Origin of the sequence: Thalassospira lucentensis MCCC 1A00383 = DSM 14000 (assembly GCF_000421265.1) — a bacterium.
GTDB classification, from domain to species: Bacteria; Pseudomonadota; Alphaproteobacteria; order Rhodospirillales; family Thalassospiraceae; genus Thalassospira; species Thalassospira lucentensis.
Genome location: NZ_ATWN01000013.1, coordinates 90580 through 105639 on the forward strand (window position 1 = coordinate 90580; position 15060 = coordinate 105639).

Here is a 15060-nt window from a genome sequence, read left to right on the forward strand (position 1 = left end):
GGGGGCGATCCCCATATCAATCCAGATTGATAATGCCATACGGGCTTGTAAATTTACGCGAAATTCATAGGTATATTTTACGGTTGCAGGCTATATTCGCAGCAATATCAATTACCGGATAGCACGTGTGAGCCCACAGCAGACCAAAGCCAAACCGTCGTTGAAAATTCAAACCAATGCGCTGATTGACGGCGGTCACGTATTGGGGTGGCGCGAATGGATCGGACTTCCTGATCTGGGAGTGCCGTGGATCAAGGCCAAGGTCGATACCGGGGCGCGGACATCGTCGCTCCATGCGCTTTATCCAAAGCTTGTCACGCAAGACGGTAAGGATTTTGTCCGGTTTGTCCTGCCACATTATCGTGGTGACGGGCATGGGCGGATTGAATGTATCGCACCACTGGTTGAGCTTCGTGAGATTCGCAGCTCGAACGGAAATGCCGAAGAACGGTTTATTATTGCAACCCATATTGCGGTCGGGCACCATCGGCTTAAGGTTGAGATTTCTTTGGCAAACCGCTCAATCATGGGCTTTCCCATGCTTTTGGGCCGCACAGCTATGAAGGCAGGAAGATTTTTGGTTCTACCATCAAAATCTTATCTTGCAGGGAAGCCAGATCAGAGTTAGACGCGGAGCAGAACGATCATGCACCGGAACAATAGACGGGCAGGATCGTTTTTTCTTTCAGACAGTTTTATCGTTCCCGTAAACGAGATTTGATCGTTTGCGAGCCTTTTCATTCCGACTCCGGGAGCTCATTGCATGAAAATCGCGATGCTTGCGCGTAATCCAAATCTGTACTCCCACAAACGGTTGGTTGAGGCCGCCGAATCGCGGGGACATGAGATTGATATCATCAGTACGCTGCGGGTATCGATGAACATCACGTCGATGAAGCCGGAAATCTATTACGGTGGTGTCAAGCTGGTCGGATATGACGCGGTTATTCCGCGTATTGGTGTGTCGGTTACATCATTTGGTCTGGCGGTGTTGCGCCAGTTCGAAATGATGGGGGTTTATCCGCTTAATGAATCGGTGGCGATTGGCCGTTCGCGCGACAAGTTGCGGTGTTTGCAGATTTTGGCGCGCCGCGGTATCGGCCTGCCGGTGACGGCCTTTGCCCACGATCCAAAGAAAACCGATGAGGTTCTTTCGATTGTTGGCGGTGCGCCTGTGGTGATCAAGCTTCTTGAAGGCACGCAAGGCATTGGTGTGGTTCTGGGCGAAACCGAGAAATCGGCGAAATCCGTGATTGAGGCGTTTCGCGGGGCCAGTGTCGATATCATGGTTCAGGAATTCATCAAGGAAGCAGGCAACAGCGATATCCGCTGTTTCGTGGTCGGCGGCAAGGTCGTTGCCAGCATGGAACGCACCGGGGCGGCAGGTGATTTCCGGTCGAACATGCACCGCGGCGGGTCCTCGCGCGCGATCCGCATTACCCCGCAGGAACGCTCAACAGCAGTTGAAGCAGCCAAGGCAATGGGGCTAAATGTTTGTGGTGTCGATATTCTTCGGTCCAACCACGGGCCGGTGGTGATGGAAGTCAACTCGTCACCGGGGCTTGAGGGCATCGAAGGGGCAACGGGCAAAGACATTGCCGGTATGATCATCGACTTCATGGAAAAAGATTTCCGTCCGGGCAAAGTACGGACCAAAGGCAAAGGATAAAAGCATGCGCGAAGCCGAAACAGCCGAGGGAAAACGCAAGTCTTCCAAAACCCCTGATTTTGAAATTGGCGGGAAAAAGGTTGCTCCGGGGACGCGCAAGATCGTTGATATTCCGATCTCGCTTTTATCCAATCACACGCCGGTTAATCTGACGGTCAATGTTGTGCATGGCAATCGACCGGGGCCTGTACTGTTTGTCAGCGGGGCGGTGCATGGCGACGAGATTGTCGGGGTGGAAGTCATCCGGCGGGTTTTAAAATCGCCTGCGTTGCGCGGCATGCGCGGGACGCTTTTGGCGGTGCCCGTGGTCAATGCGTTCGGGTTTTTGAATCATACGCGCTATTTACCCGATCGGCGTGACCTTAACCGGTGTTTTCCGGGGCATTCACGCGGATCGCTTGCGGCCCAGCTCGCACATCTTTTCCTCAGCGAAATTGTCGAGCGGTCCGACTTTGGCATTGACCTTCATTCGGCCGCAGTTAACCGCGTTAACTTGCCGCAAATCCGGGTCAATGAAGATGATCCGGAAATCATGGAATATGCCGAGGCGTTTGGCGCCCCGATCATTTTGACCAGCCCGCTGCGCGAAGGGTCGCTGCGTCAGGCCGGGCGGGAAGCCAAAGTGCCGATCCTATTGTTTGAGGCGGGCGAGGGGCTTCGGTTTGATGAAATGTCGATCCGGGCCGGTGTTTCAGGTGTTTTGCGCGTGATGCGCAAACTTGGCATGACGTCGCAGCGTGCGGTGCGTGAACCACGTGCACCGGCGTTTAAATCATCGAACAGCCATTGGTTGCGCGCACCCGTCGGGGGGCTTTTGCGCACATTTAAACTGGCCGGTGAGTTTGTCCATGCCGGTGATGTGGTGGCTGCGGTGGCCGACCCGTTTGGCCAGACGGATGAGGAAGTCACATCGCGCGAAGACGGGCTTATTATCGGGCGAACCAACTTGCCGATTGTTAATCAGGGCGATGCGCTTTTCCATATTGCATCGATCAAGCGCCCGTCCGAATTGCAGGAACGCATGGACGCCATTGAAACCCACCTGCAGTCCGATCCGTTGTTGGATGAGGACGAGATTATCTAATCACTTATTCTGATCTCTGGCGGTGTTTTTCGCCGTTTTGGTGGTTGTGCGTGCCGTAGATCAGACCTGCGCTGCGGCACTGCATTGCCCACTGGCGATTTGTGGCGTGCAATGCTATAGAAAATCTTATGGAACCAATTACAACTACAGAAGAACTTCGCGTACTTTGCGAAAAGCTGCGGACGTTCGAATATGTCACGGTCGATACCGAATTTATGCGGGACTCGACCTATTGGCCGCAACTGTGTCTTGTGCAGCTTGCCAGTCCCGAACCGGGTGATAACGGTGCGGCGGTTGATCCGCTGGCCGAGGGTATTGACCTTACCCCGATGTTTGATCTGATGCAGGATGAAAGCGTGATCAAGGTGTTTCACGCCGCCCGACAGGACATCGAAATTTTTGTCCATCTGTCGGGCAAGGTCCCCCATCCGGTGTTTGATACCCAGGTGGCGGCGATGGTGCTGGGCTATGGCGATCAGGTTGGCTATGAAACGCTGGTCAATAAGGTCACGCGCAAAAGTGTCGATAAATCCATGCGGTTTACCGACTGGTCGCGTCGGCCGTTGTCGACAAAACAAATCAGTTACGCGCTGTCGGATGTCACCCATTTGCGGGTGATCTTCGAAGAATTCCACGAACGGCTTGAAGCCAATGGACGTGCGATCTGGCTGCGTGAGGAAATGGACCGACTGACCGATCCGTCGATCTATTCAATTGATCCGGCAGAAGCGTGGAAGCGGCTTAAAACCCGATCCAACAGCCCGAAATTCCTGGCGGTTGCCCGTGCCCTTGGCGAATGGCGCGAAACCGAAGCCCAACGCAAAAATCAGCCACGCAATCGCATTTTGCGTGATGATACGTTGCTGGATATTGCCGCGCGTCAACCCATGACCGAAGGCGATCTTGATAAGACGCGCGGTGTCGGGCGCAACTTTGGCAGTTCCAAACCCGGTCAGGCGATTATTGATGCCATCAAGGCCGCCCTTGATAGTCCGCAAGATCAGTGGCCCACTCCAAAGCAGCGTATTGATCTGCCTGCCGGGATCGGCCCGACGGTTGAGCTGCTTAAGGTTTTGCTGAAACTCTGTGCCGAGGAAAAGGGCGTTGCCCAACGTCTTGTCGCATCGAGCGATGATTTGCAAAACATTGCCGCCGATGATGAAGCCGATGTGCCGGCGATGCGGGGCTGGCGCCGTGATTTGTATGGTCAATATGCCTTGCGCCTTAAGCATGGGCAGCTTGGCCTTAAGCTTGAAAACGGTGAAGTGACGCTGGTTGAGCTTGGCGACAATTAAGGCCAAAAACCGACATTCTGACGGAACGCAAAAACGGGGCCCCTTTGGCCCCGTTTTGTGATTCTGGTTGTCGTTCTGTTGTTGCCTTAAGCGGGGAGGGCCGCGTCAAGCAGTCCGGTGGCAATTGTTTTCGCCACTCTGGCCGATTCCGTGATCCCGCGGACATGTGCCGTGACGATGGCACCTTCCTTAAGCAGGGCGAGTTGTTCGGCCAATGTTTCAGGATCAGTCGCACCCGCCTTGGTGCAAAGCTTGGCAAGATGGTCGACGATCTCTTGCTTATGCTGTTTGGCGAGGCGGTGAGCAGGGTGGTCGGGATCAGTAAACTCACCAGAAGCATTGATAAACGCGCAGCCAGCAAATCCCAAATCCTTGAATGCCTGCCCCCGAAACCATTTTTCCAGAGCGTCAAACAGGGACAGGAGTTGTGCGCGGGGATCGGGTGATGCTGTTTCCATCGCATTTGTCAGCCAGTCGAGAAATTGTTCATCACGCCGGGTAAGGGCGGCCAAAATCAATTCGTCTTTCGAGCCGAAATGCTTATAGAGCGTCATTTTGGCGACGCCGGATTCGGACAGGATTTTGTCGATTCCAGTCGCGTTAAAGCCCTGTTTGTAGAACAAACGCAGGGCTGTATCGACAAGTTCGTCGCGGCGCGATTTCAATTTTATATCTCCAGTAGTCAGACCGTTCTGTATGTATATGTGCTATAGGGCGCAGAAAATCAACGGTTTTCCAGTGATGGAATGACCGTTCAAAAATTAATTTGACAAATAGACAGATCGGTCTGTATATATGTTTCCATAGTTGAGAGTTCCTCTCCACACACAAAGGAAAATGACCATGACCCGTATTTCACTTCCTGCTTCTATCGATGCCGCACCGGCAGGTGCCCAGCCGCTTCTTGAAGCTGTTAAAAAGCAGCTTGGATCGGTTCCGAACCTGTTTCGTCTGACAGCAAACAGTCCGGCCGCACTTGAAGGCTATCTTGGTTTGAGTGGTGCGCTTGCAAAGGGGGCGCTTGATGCCCAGACGCGAGAGCGTATTGCCCTTGCGGTTGCCCAGATCAATGGCTGTGACTACTGCCTGTCAGCGCATACCTATATTGGTAAAAACCTTGCCAAGCTTGATGATGCCGAGATCGCGGCAAACCGGAATGGTCGTTCGACCGACGAGGAGGCGGATGCTGCTGTGCGTTTTGCCGTTGCGCTTGTACAGAACCGCGGACAGGTCAGCGAAGACGATGTCAAAGCGGTTAAGGGGGCGGGCTACGGCGACGCCGAACTTGTCGAGATAGTTGCCCATGTGGCCGTGAGTACGTTGACCAACTACCTCAACGAAGCGTTCGGCACCCCAATCGATTTCCCAGCGGTTAGTGCAGCAGCTGCCTAACGTTTGGGAATGCCCTGGTCGATGGTCTCCCCCCCAACCGCATGATTGCTCCTGCGTCGACCGGGGCTTTTTTCCTCCAGCATTTAAGGAAACCAGACAATGTCACGACCACCGTTGCCTCCATTCACTGAAGAAACGGCCAAGCAGAAGGTCCGCATGGCCGAAGATGGCTGGAACAGCCGCGATCCTGAAAAGGTTTCTTTGGCCTATACGCCCGACAGCAAGTGGCGCAACCGCGCAGAGATTTTTGAAGGGCGTGAGAATATTGTCTCCTTTCTGACCCGTAAGTGGCAGAAAGAAATCGAGTATCGCCTGATCAAGGAGCTTTGGGCATTTCGTGAAAACCGCATCGCGGTGCGGTTTGCCTATGAATACAGCGACGGTAGCGGTAACTGGTTCCGGGCCTATGGCAATGAGAACTGGGAATTTGATGAGGACGGCCTGATGCGTCATCGCGTCGCATCGATCAATGACAAGCCAATCACCAGCGAGGAACGCCTGTTCCATTGGCCACTTGGCCGCCGTCCAGATGACCATCCGGGGTTGTCGGACCTCGGTCTTTAGGTGGTGTCATAGTCATTTTCCGGGGGCTGATTGTTCGGGGATGTCAGAACATCAGATGGTTGTTCCTTGAGATAAGAATGGCTTTCTAAGCAGCCAGTTCGGCTTATGCCAAAACAGCCGCCCCTTAAAAAGGGCGGCTGTTTTGGTGTGGGATGCTCGTTGTGGGTACTGGTCCTAAAACATGGTGTTGTCGTTGGCCTGTTCAGCCGGGACGGGCTGGGAGACATCCCAGTGTTCAACGATCTTGCCCGCATCATCGAGGCGGAATATATCCATCACCGCACTTTCGCCTTCGGATGAGGATGATTTGACGTGGGTGACGACCAGATCGCCTTCGGCCACGGTGCGGATGATTTCAACATGGATATTGGCATCTGCATTGAGCCAACCGGTGACAGCATTTCGGAAACCTTCAATGCCGTCAGGCGCAAAGGGATTATGCTGGATATAGTCATCGCCGACATATTTCGTGATCGCGCCGTCAACATCACGCTGATTGAACGACATGTCATAAAATGCCACGACATTGGCGGTGTTGCGGTCTTCGATCTCGCCAGCATGTAAAGGCAGCGTTACCGCAAAGCTGATGGCCATCAGGGTCGATGCGAAAAGGGCTTTGGCATGGATCATTTCAGGGCCTCGGCGAGAAACTTTTCAACAGATTGCGGGGGGCGACCGACAATCGTTTTGAAATCGTTGCTGACGGTTTCGTAGTCGCCTTTTTTCGCGCCGACATAAAGCCCGGATAAGGCTTCGACCAAATGACCGGGCAGACCAATGCTTTGCAGGATGCCGACATGAACTTCGGCCGGAAGATCGACAAATTGGACCGTTTTTCCGGTTGCGGTTGCGACATAGCCAGCGATTTCGGTGTGGGTGACGCCCTTAGTTCCGGTCAGGTCATAGGTGGCGTTGAGGTGATCAGTTGGTTTGGCCAACACAACTGCGGCGGCTTCGGCCAGATCATTGCGCGGGATATAGGTGATTTTTGCATTGCCTGCGGGGGCGCCAAAATCACCGGTTTCAAGCGCATGCGGCACACCGGCCATCAACAGATCGGCATAGAAGCTGTTGCGTAAGATGGTGTAACGCAGTCCGCTTTGTTTGATGTAATTTTCGGTATCAAGGTGAATGGCCGAATAGGTGAAATCGGCATTGGCTTTGGGGTCGATGATGCTGGTATAGACCAGATGTTTGACCCCGGCGGCCTTGGCGGCATCAACCGCAGTGCGGTGTTGGGCAATGCGCGTGGCATTGTCGGCTTCACCCGAAATGATCAGGGCGGTGTCGATATCCTTGAAGGCCGCAGTCATCAAAGCAAGGTCATCAAAGTCGCCATGCCGGACGTCAATGCCCTTGGCCGCCAGATCATCGGCCTTGGATGGTGTGCGGACACTGACCGAGATGTTGCTTGCGGGGATGCGGTTAAGCAGGTGCGTGACAACGAGGCTGCCGAGCTGGCCGGTGGCGCCGGTAATCAATGTTTTCATTTTGTATTCTCCGATGTGTGGTGGTCAGGCTATCGCCTGTTCATGGGAGAAATCTGGACCGAATAATGCATATGATCAATTCGATGAGTGTGATAATATATATGCATGAACATCGATGAATTGGATCTTGATTACCGGTTGCTGCGTTTGTTTCTGACGATCTATGACGAAGGATCGGTGACAGGGGCGGCAAACCGTCTTGGTGTTGGGCAACCTACGGTCAGTCACGGGCTGGACCGGTTGCGTCAGATTATTGGTGATCCATTGTTTGTGCGGTCGGGGCGGAGTATTTCACCAACCGCCCATGCCGATGAAATGGCGGTGCGGGTCCGCGCCTTATTGCAAGACATGCGTAATCTGACGCGGGTGGGGGCATTTGATCCACAAAACCCGGATCATGGCGCACGGTTTGTTTTGGGCACCAATGATTATGAGGTGGCGGTTATCTTACCCACCTTAATAAAGCGCATTCGATCCTGTGCAGCGGACATAAGGCTTAAGGTCATACCGGTGACGGGGGGCGAGCAGGTTGTTGAGCTGTTGCGCGAGGGCAAGCTTGATCATGCGATTTGCCTTCAGCTTACGGGCAAGTTTGGCGATATTGCTCAACAAGCCCTGTTGAGCGAGCACATGAGCTGTTTTTATGATGCGGCGTTTCATCCAGAACCGCCTGATACAGCTGACCGGTTTTGTGCTGCTGCCCATGCCCGCGTGATGCTGGGAAATAATGATACATCGGCGGTCGATGACGTGTTGCACGCCCAGGGTCGATCACGCCGCACAGTGTTGCAGGTGTCAAACTTTGCCAGTGTCGCCAGTTTGATGCGCGGCACGGATGTGATTGCGACCTTGCCGTCGCGTCTGGCCGGGGGCGTTATGCAGGGATTTGGCCAGTGCGATTTTCCGTTTGATTTCGCGGCCTATAAATTCAGCCAGAGCTGGCATGTGCGGAATGCCGAAAACGCCGCACATAAATGGTTGCGCGGCGAGATTTTCAGAGCGACACGCAATTTGCCGTAGCAGGACTTGGGCGATGATCTGCTCTTTGACAGTGCAGTCCAGTCATCTTGGCAGTATCGATGGAGCGTCACGAACACTTAGTCGATGGTTACTTATCTTGAAATGCGTCGAGAAAATTTTGAACATTGCCGTAAAGCAAGGTTTCTTTTTCCTTTAAATCTTCGTCATTTAGCTCCCACCAACGAGTTTCCAGAAGTTTTTCGATTTTGTCATCGTCAAAACGCTTTCGGATCAATCGAGCGGGGTTTCCTCCTACAATAGCGTATGGTGGCACATCTTTTGTGACTATGGCGCCAGCAGCGACAACAGCACCTGTACCGATTTTTACGCCAGATAGAACGATGGCTCTCGCGCCAATCCACACATCGTGACCAAGACTGATTGAACCCTTGGTAATAGCGTCCTTGTTGCTCTTATCGGTATTCCACAACAGCGTTTTGAAGGGAAATGTGCTTGGGAAATCCAGAGGATGATCCACCTTACACAAAAAAAGCACGTCAGGACCGATAGAGCAATAAGACCCAACGTTGAGCTGGGCGTCTATAGATGCCCCAGCGACCATATTCTTTTTCAGTCCGTATGAATGTCGACCGACCGATACATGATCCGGGAGTTTTGACGATTTAGGCGAAACGCCGAAAATCTTTCGCAAACGATCTTTAAATTTCATGGGCTTGCCACCAATCAACGCAGGTTTCTAGTGCAGCTTTCAGATCATACTTTGGACGAAAACCAATTTTTTGTTTAAGGAGGGTTGTGTCGGCGACGAGAAAAGGCGGGTCGTCCGGGCGGTCGGGCATACTGCCCGGGGCGAGCCCCCCCCGGCCGATAATTGTACGAAGCAAATTTGCAACCGACAGGAGGCTGTGGCCTTCGCCACTGGCGATATTGACAATTCCTTTGAAATCGTTGTGTTCAAAGACTTGTGCAAATGCCTCACCAGCATCCGCGACATGCATGAAATCACGGACTTGGTTTCCCGAACTCATCTTTGCTGATTGATCATCAAGGAGGGCATTGGTGATCGCAGGCACAAAACGACCGGGGTTCTCATGCGGGCCACACAACAGGAACAGTCGGCCCCACGCGATAGAGGCGCCTTGTGTGTTCAGGTCGAGGCAGTGATGGGCAAGACGGAGCTTTTCTTGCCCATATAATGTAGCGGGCAGGCAATTGGCACTTTCACCGAGCTTTTCGGTGCAGTTTTGCCAATCGTATTCGGCGCAGCTGCCAGCGATGGTCGCTCTTTTGCCGCCGTGATCATGAAAGCGGTTTAACAAGTCGATGCTTGCATCCCGCCAGTTCGGATTGTCTTTCGCATTCCAGAAATGGCCGTGCGTGGTTTGCCAAGCCAGATGAAGAAGGCCATCGGGTTGTTCTGTGCGAATAACTTTCTTGCGGAATTCTGAGTCAAGAAGATCACCGACGATGTGGTGACTGGCTTTTGCATTTAATTCTGAACGGCTACAGGTGATCACATCATGACCGGCGGAGGTCAAAGCCGCGCAGGCATGCGGTCCAATGAGGCCGCTGGCGCCGGTGACAAGAACCTTCATTTTTGAGGCTCGTAGTCGGGATAATTTGCGTCGCGACCATTGATGATCGTCGGATTTTCCGGCCACGTGATCGCAAATGCCGGATCATTCCATCGAACGCCTGCTGCAAGTTCGGGAACGAATGGTGCACCCATGAGATACAGCACCTCGGTATCTGGTTCCAGCGTCAGGAAACCATGTGCGCAGCCCCGGGGAATGATGAATGATTTGCGGTTGGTCGCAGACAGTTCTTCTGCCGTCCATTTGCAGTATGTAGGCGAGTCTTTACGCAGATCGATCACAATATCGATAATCCGACCGGCAATACAGCGAACGATTTTAGGATCGCCTACGGGGGATTTTTGATAATGCATGCCGCGCAATGTTCCTGCCTTGTAGTTGAAGGACAGGTTGGCCTGCTTTATTTCGAAATCATGGCCGTTTTGGGATAGTTCTTCTGCGCAAAATGTACGTGCAAAGAACCCCCGATCATCCTCGTGTTTTTCGAGATTGATCAGTTCGACACCAGGGACTTCTGTCTTGGTGATTTTCATCCCACAACTTCTACTTCTGGAACTGCCACAAGAAACTGTCCGCCCCAGTCCTTAACATAGGAGACGTCTCTCATGATTTCGTTCTGAAGGTTCCATGGCAGGATCAGAACGTAATCTGGTTTGGACTCTTTAAGTTTGTCCGGGGCATGGACAGGAATATGGCTTCCCGGCAAAAGGGTGTTCTGTTTGTGGGGGTTCGCATCAACAACGAAATCGATTAGGCCGTTATCAATGGCGCAGTAATTCAAAAGTGTGTTGCCCTTTGCTGCCGCACCGTATGCCGCAACGGTTTTCCCCGCAGTTTTTGCCTTTTGAAGGAAGTCCAGAAGGTTCCTACGGATCGCGCGCACCTTGGTGTCAAAGCCGTCATAGCACGCAAGCGTGGCAATACCTGCCTTGGTTTCCTTCGCGCGAAGGTCTCGCAAGTTCTGAGTTTCAGAACGTGTGCCCGCTGCTTTTTGAGCCCAAACACGCACGCTGCCACCATGTGTTGGCAGTTCTTCGACATCAAAGACCTTAAGGCCATTCAGCTCAAAACATTTTTCAACAGCATAGAGCGAAAGATAAGAGAAATGTTCGTGGTAGATCGTATCAAACTGCGTCTTGGCCAGCAGGTTCAAGAGATGCGGGAACTCAAAAGTTGCAACCCCATCGTCCTTGAGAATTGTGGCAAAGCCGGACACAAAATCATTGATGTCAGGAACATGGGCCAGAACGTTATTTGCAGCCGTCAGGTCAGCATAACCATATTCCGCGACAACCTTCTGAGCTGTTTCTTTGCCAAAGAACGCAACAAGGCTGCGCACGCCTTTCTTTTCGGCTTCTTGCGCGACGTTTGCAGCAGGCTCGATGCCAAGAACGGGTACTGACTTCTCTACAAAATGCTGAAGCAAGTACCCGTCATTTGAGGCGACCTCGACGACAAAAGACTGGTCATGCAGCTCCAGTCTTTTAACGGCAGTGACGCAGTAGTTCCGCGCGTGTTCTACCCAACTGCTCGAATAGCTTGAGAAGTAAGCATAGTGACTGAAAATTTCTGACGGCGGAACCACGTCGTCAACTTGAACCAGAAAGCACGTGTCGCAAACACGAGCGTGCAACGGATATCGTGGGTCTTCTGTGTCTGCGCGGTCATGGGAAACATATGAGTTGGCAAGAGGGCTCAGCCCAAGGTCGACGAGGGTATGCTTAAGGTCAGTTCCGCATGCGCGGCAAGTTGGCGTTGTCATTTTATATCCATCATCGATTCAAACGAGGTGATTTGTACCTCGGTTATTTCGCGCATATTCTGCCCGTCTACGTGTGCTTTATGCCAGTCAACAATCCATTGGACGCATGACGGCAAATCAAGGCGTGGTTGCCAAGACAATGTCGACGCTGCCAAGCTTGAGTCCAATGCAAGGGTGAGCGCCTCCTTGCGGGCATTTGACGTATCCTGCTGTGCCGTTCCCATGCTGCTGCCCCATGCAGTGAGTAGCAAACGTGTCACATGTTCAACTGTATGAGAGCCGTTCGGGCCGAAGTTTAATGCGGGCAGAGACGTTTTGCCTTCGACAGCAGCCTGCAAATACATCAGATAGCCTGAAACAGGTTCAATTACATGCTGCCAAGGGCGGGTTGTCGCGGGGTTTCGGAGTTCAACGGCCTGATCATTTATGGCGGCCGCGATGATATCGGTCATTAAGCGGTCTTCAGACCAGTCTCCGCCTCCGACAACGTTACCTGCACGTGCCGTAACCACAGAAATGTGTCGTTCACGGAAATAGCTTTGCGCAAAGCTGCGCGCGACAATTTCCTGGCACCCTTTCGACGCGCTGTAGGGATCACGTCCGCCAAGTGGGTCGTCTTCGCGGAAAATGATCTCGCCTTTGGCCTGATCATAACTATCGTTGTCATAGGCCTTGTCGCTTGTAACAACCAGAACGCCCGTCAGATTTTTACAGTCGCGTAAAGCGTCGAGCAAGTGTGCTGTTCCCATGATATTGGTCGCCATGGTCTCGACCGGCTCGCGGTAGGCGCGGCGTACGAGTGGCTGTGCTGCCATATGCAGAACAAGTTCCGGTTCAACTTTGTCGACCATCTTTTTGACAGCAGCCTGATTTCGAAGATCGGCAATCGTCTCTGAGGCATATGGTAGGTCAAGCAAATCGTGAAGATTTGGGGTTGTTTCGGGAGCAAGCGCAAAGCCGTGAACCTCGGCCCCCATCTGCATCAGCCACGTTGCGGTCCAACTGCCCTTAAAACCAGTATGGCCGGTCAGCAAAACACGTTTTCCGGACCAAAACTGACGAAGGTTTTTACTTGGCAGCATCTTTTACCAGACCTTCCAAGGTGCGTTGCCCGCAGACCAGAGCTTTTCCAGCAGCTGTTTTTCGCGCAGGGTATCCATTGGCTGCCAGAAACCATCATGGCGCCAAGCGGAAAGTTCATCACGCTCAGACAGGTTGCGCAGGGGATCTGCTTCCCAGACAGTTTTGTCTTCAGTGATTTCGTTCAGAACCGATTTTTCGCAGACAAAGAATCCGGCGTTGATTCGTGCGCCATCCCCAAGCGGTTTTTCCTGAAATGCGGAAACCCTGTCGCCGTCAAGGACAGTTGCACCAAAACGACCTGGCGGGGAGACAACCGTCATTGTTGCTTTTCGACCCTGCTTCTTGTGGAACTCGATGCTGGCAGAGATGTCGACATTTCCAAGGCCGTCGCCATAGGTCAGACAGAAAGGTTTGTCGTCATCCAGGTAATCACCAACGCGTTTGATACGCCCGCCTGTCATACTGTCTAAGCCTGTGTCGACCAAGGTGATCTTCCAAGGTTCGGCAGTGGCATTGTGATACTCAAGACTGTTTGAGGCCATATCAATCGTGAGGTCGGCGTGATGCAGGAAGTAATTGGCAAAATATTCCTTGATCACATAGCCCTTATAGCCAAGGCATATAATGAATTCGTTCACACCATGTGCGGAATAGATTTTCATCAGATGCCATAAAACCGGTTTTCCGCCGATCTCGACCATCGGTTTTGGCTTAATCGACGTTTCTTCGCTGAGCCGACTGCCGTAACCGCCTGCTAGAATTACTGCCTTCATAAGAAAAAGGGTCCCACTCATTCAGTTTTATGCGCCAAATGCTGCTATCGAATATTTGCCGGGGGCAGCTTGGATGCTCTTACACCGATCACGGCTGCTAGCGAACCGGCGGACCTTGCCAAATCGCGCCAGCCTTTTTTACGTTGCAAAGTTAGTCCATGCAGTAGTGCCTTACCTGCAAAGCGGGCGCAATATGTTACGCCAAGGTAAGCGCCTGCCAGACGTCCTTTGTACTTAGTTTCAAAGTATATTCTTGACCAAGCAATGTTCCAGAACTTTTCCCAGTAGTACGCGCGGTTCGGTCGCACGGACCCACCGTTCAAATGTGTTACAACCGATGCTGAGACGAGTATAAGGCTGTGGCCTGCCTTGCGTAAACGCATGCACATATCGTCATCTTCAAAGTAAAGATATATCTCGGGATCATAGAAGCCAACCTTCGATAAAACGTTCATACGGACGAGGTTGACAGCACCCGAAAGAAATTCGACACAAGCAGGGCCTTCTGGTGCGCATTCATAGGCCAATTTACCATGTGACCTTCGCTTCCACAGTTCGACATCGTGGCTGAGTTCAAGGTCGCCATTTGCATCCTTGTGGATCGGTCCAAACATCGCAGCTTCGCGGTAGGTGTCCGCGGCATCGACAAGTGCATCAATGGCGCCTTCGGCCATCACAGCATCTGGATTGGCCAAAAGGGTAAATTCAGTACTAACCTTTGCAAGTCCCTGGCTGGCGGCAGCACCGTAGCCAAGCCCCTTGCTGTTTCGAATGATCAGCGCATCTGGCCGAATTTCGGAAACAATATCAAGGCTATCATCAGTTGATGCGTTATCAACAACGATCAATGGAATGTCTTTGGGCAACGACTTCAAAAGGCCACCAATTACAAGGCCGCCGTTATGGGTAATCGTAACTACTGTTGTTCTCGCTGCCATCAATATTCCCTGCAAAATGCGTATTTCTTGCCAATGGCGGTGAACATATTCAATCTGACAATAATGTCCAATGAGAGATTGCGGTCTGCTCCATAAATTGCAGCATTCCTTTGGTCATTCTAGGGTCCAGACTCATTCAAATCCAGTAGCAAACGAGCGCAGCAAGGCATAATGCGGCCATGAAGTTGTTAGCATTCTTGTCGTAGCGAGTGGCAATCCGTCGGAAGTCTTTCAGACGGCCAAACATGCGCTCAATGACATTACGTCCGCGATAGCGCTTCCGGTTGAAGGCATATGGTTGCTTGCGATTGGCCTTGTTGGGGATGACGGGCTTGATCTTTCTCCGTATGAGCCAGGCCCGCCAGTGGTCCGCGTCATAGGCCTTGTCGGCAAGTAGATACCTCGCTGGAGGAAGGTGATTGGCGAGCATCACG

The 15060-nt window shown here is 52.5% G+C and carries 18 protein-coding genes; 7 read left to right on the forward strand and 11 right to left on the reverse strand.

The genetic code is table 11. The features are described from left to right. Positions 1-127: 127 nt before the first annotated feature. The 4 genes from K355_RS0121560 (at position 128) to rnd (ending at position 4048) form a co-directional block, all read left to right on the forward strand. Positions 128-628, forward strand: coding sequence for an ATP-dependent zinc protease family protein (locus K355_RS0121560; RefSeq protein WP_022734246.1), 501 nt, complete (start codon positions 128-130; stop codon positions 626-628). A 135-nt stretch (positions 629-763) separates the two neighbouring features. Beyond that, positions 764-1669: a 30S ribosomal protein S6--L-glutamate ligase gene (gene rimK / locus K355_RS0121565; RefSeq protein ID WP_022734247.1), complete on the forward strand. Its 906-nt coding sequence runs from the start codon at positions 764-766 to the stop codon at positions 1667-1669. A gap of 4 nt (positions 1670-1673) precedes the next feature. Further along, entirely contained in the window at positions 1674-2753 is a 1080-nt protein-coding gene (locus K355_RS0121570; RefSeq protein ID WP_022734248.1) for a succinylglutamate desuccinylase/aspartoacylase family protein, read from the forward strand. 128 nt (positions 2754-2881) lie between these two features. Further along, positions 2882-4048, forward strand: a complete 1167-nt coding sequence (gene rnd, locus K355_RS0121575) for a ribonuclease D (protein ID WP_022734249.1) — start codon at positions 2882-2884, stop codon at positions 4046-4048. Positions 4049-4134: 86 nt separating this feature from the next. On the opposite strand, the gene K355_RS0121580 is transcribed toward rnd, so the two are convergent. Further along, the gene (locus K355_RS0121580) at positions 4135-4713 is read right to left on the reverse strand and encodes a TetR/AcrR family transcriptional regulator (protein ID WP_022734250.1); all 579 of its coding nucleotides are present in this window, start codon (positions 4711-4713) and stop codon (positions 4135-4137) included. Between the two features lie 178 nt (positions 4714-4891). Between K355_RS0121580 and K355_RS0121585 the strand changes: the two genes are divergently transcribed. Both K355_RS0121585 and K355_RS0121590 read left to right on the forward strand, forming a co-directional pair. Beyond that, positions 4892-5440, forward strand: coding sequence for a carboxymuconolactone decarboxylase family protein (locus tag K355_RS0121585; protein ID WP_022734251.1), 549 nt, complete (start codon positions 4892-4894; stop codon positions 5438-5440). 99 nt (positions 5441-5539) lie between these two features. Then, on the forward strand, positions 5540-6004 hold the full coding sequence (locus K355_RS0121590; protein WP_022734252.1) for a nuclear transport factor 2 family protein: 465 nt from the start codon (positions 5540-5542) through the stop codon (positions 6002-6004). A gap of 174 nt (positions 6005-6178) precedes the next feature. On the opposite strand, the gene K355_RS0121595 is transcribed toward K355_RS0121590, so the two are convergent. Next, positions 6179-6634 (reverse strand): nuclear transport factor 2 family protein, encoded by a 456-nt coding sequence (locus K355_RS0121595; protein ID WP_022734253.1) that lies wholly within the window; start codon positions 6632-6634, stop codon positions 6179-6181. After that, positions 6631-7494 (reverse strand): SDR family oxidoreductase, encoded by an 864-nt coding sequence (locus tag K355_RS0121600; RefSeq protein WP_022734254.1) that lies wholly within the window; start codon positions 7492-7494, stop codon positions 6631-6633. Before K355_RS0121600 ends, K355_RS0121595 begins: the two co-directional genes overlap by 4 nt. 105 nt (positions 7495-7599) lie before the next feature. On the opposite strand from K355_RS0121600, the gene K355_RS0121605 reads away from it, so the two are divergent. Next, positions 7600-8514: a LysR family transcriptional regulator gene (locus K355_RS0121605; protein WP_022734255.1), complete on the forward strand. Its 915-nt coding sequence runs from the start codon at positions 7600-7602 to the stop codon at positions 8512-8514. Positions 8515-8602: 88 nt separating this feature from the next. On the opposite strand, the gene K355_RS26325 is transcribed toward K355_RS0121605, so the two are convergent. The 8 genes from K355_RS26325 to K355_RS0121645 all read right to left on the reverse strand — a co-directional run. Further along, the gene (locus K355_RS26325; protein ID WP_022734256.1) at positions 8603-9184 is read right to left on the reverse strand and encodes a CatB-related O-acetyltransferase; all 582 of its coding nucleotides are present in this window, start codon (positions 9182-9184) and stop codon (positions 8603-8605) included. Then, entirely contained in the window at positions 9174-10070 is an 897-nt protein-coding gene (locus tag K355_RS0121615) for an NAD-dependent epimerase/dehydratase family protein (protein ID WP_022734257.1), read from the reverse strand. The genes K355_RS26325 and K355_RS0121615 overlap by 11 nt, the downstream gene beginning before the upstream one ends. After that, positions 10067-10603: a dTDP-4-dehydrorhamnose 3,5-epimerase gene (gene rfbC / locus K355_RS0121620; protein ID WP_022734258.1), complete on the reverse strand. Its 537-nt coding sequence runs from the start codon at positions 10601-10603 to the stop codon at positions 10067-10069. Before rfbC ends, K355_RS0121615 begins: the two co-directional genes overlap by 4 nt. Continuing rightward, positions 10600-11832: a class I SAM-dependent methyltransferase gene (locus tag K355_RS0121625; RefSeq protein ID WP_022734259.1), complete on the reverse strand. Its 1233-nt coding sequence runs from the start codon at positions 11830-11832 to the stop codon at positions 10600-10602. The genes rfbC and K355_RS0121625 overlap by 4 nt, the downstream gene beginning before the upstream one ends. Further along, entirely contained in the window at positions 11829-12914 is a 1086-nt protein-coding gene (rfbG, locus tag K355_RS0121630; protein WP_022734260.1) for a CDP-glucose 4,6-dehydratase, read from the reverse strand. The genes K355_RS0121625 and rfbG overlap by 4 nt, the downstream gene beginning before the upstream one ends. Before the next feature lie 3 nt (positions 12915-12917). Beyond that, positions 12918-13688: a glucose-1-phosphate cytidylyltransferase gene (gene rfbF, locus K355_RS0121635; protein ID WP_028791857.1), complete on the reverse strand. Its 771-nt coding sequence runs from the start codon at positions 13686-13688 to the stop codon at positions 12918-12920. A 44-nt stretch (positions 13689-13732) separates the two neighbouring features. Beyond that, positions 13733-14641 (reverse strand): glycosyltransferase family 2 protein, encoded by a 909-nt coding sequence (locus tag K355_RS0121640; RefSeq protein WP_147250408.1) that lies wholly within the window; start codon positions 14639-14641, stop codon positions 13733-13735. 121 nt (positions 14642-14762) lie between these two features. After that, positions 14763-15060: IS5/IS1182 family transposase (locus K355_RS0121645; protein WP_033369237.1), on the reverse strand; the 298-nt coding region annotated here is incomplete at its 5' end.

What these genes read in the sequence shown, in the direction of transcription:
- rfbG (WP_022734260.1), bottom strand. Translation starts at nt 12,914, where the DNA reads ATGCTGCCAAGTAAAAACCTTCGTCAGTTTTGGTCCGGAAAACGTGTT.
- K355_RS0121625 (WP_022734259.1), bottom strand. Translation starts at nt 11,832, where the DNA reads ATGACAACGCCAACTTGCCGCGCATGCGGAACTGACCTTAAGCATACC.
- K355_RS0121605 (WP_022734255.1), top strand. Translation starts at nt 7,600, where the DNA reads ATGAACATCGATGAATTGGATCTTGATTACCGGTTGCTGCGTTTGTTT.
- rimK (WP_022734247.1), top strand. Translation starts at nt 764, where the DNA reads ATGAAAATCGCGATGCTTGCGCGTAATCCAAATCTGTACTCCCACAAA.
- K355_RS0121615 (WP_022734257.1), bottom strand. Translation starts at nt 10,070, where the DNA reads ATGAAGGTTCTTGTCACCGGCGCCAGCGGCCTCATTGGACCGCATGCC.
- K355_RS26325 (WP_022734256.1), bottom strand. Translation starts at nt 9,184, where the DNA reads ATGAAATTTAAAGATCGTTTGCGAAAGATTTTCGGCGTTTCGCCTAAA.
- K355_RS0121585 (WP_022734251.1), top strand. Translation starts at nt 4,892, where the DNA reads ATGACCCGTATTTCACTTCCTGCTTCTATCGATGCCGCACCGGCAGGT.
- rnd (WP_022734249.1), top strand. Translation starts at nt 2,882, where the DNA reads ATGGAACCAATTACAACTACAGAAGAACTTCGCGTACTTTGCGAAAAG.
- K355_RS0121590 (WP_022734252.1), top strand. Translation starts at nt 5,540, where the DNA reads ATGTCACGACCACCGTTGCCTCCATTCACTGAAGAAACGGCCAAGCAG.
- rfbF (WP_028791857.1), bottom strand. Translation starts at nt 13,688, where the DNA reads ATGAAGGCAGTAATTCTAGCAGGCGGTTACGGCAGTCGGCTCAGCGAA.
- K355_RS0121595 (WP_022734253.1), bottom strand. Translation starts at nt 6,634, where the DNA reads ATGATCCATGCCAAAGCCCTTTTCGCATCGACCCTGATGGCCATCAGC.
- K355_RS0121600 (WP_022734254.1), bottom strand. Translation starts at nt 7,494, where the DNA reads ATGAAAACATTGATTACCGGCGCCACCGGCCAGCTCGGCAGCCTCGTT.
- rfbC (WP_022734258.1), bottom strand. Translation starts at nt 10,603, where the DNA reads ATGAAAATCACCAAGACAGAAGTCCCTGGTGTCGAACTGATCAATCTC.
- K355_RS0121570 (WP_022734248.1), top strand. Translation starts at nt 1,674, where the DNA reads ATGCGCGAAGCCGAAACAGCCGAGGGAAAACGCAAGTCTTCCAAAACC.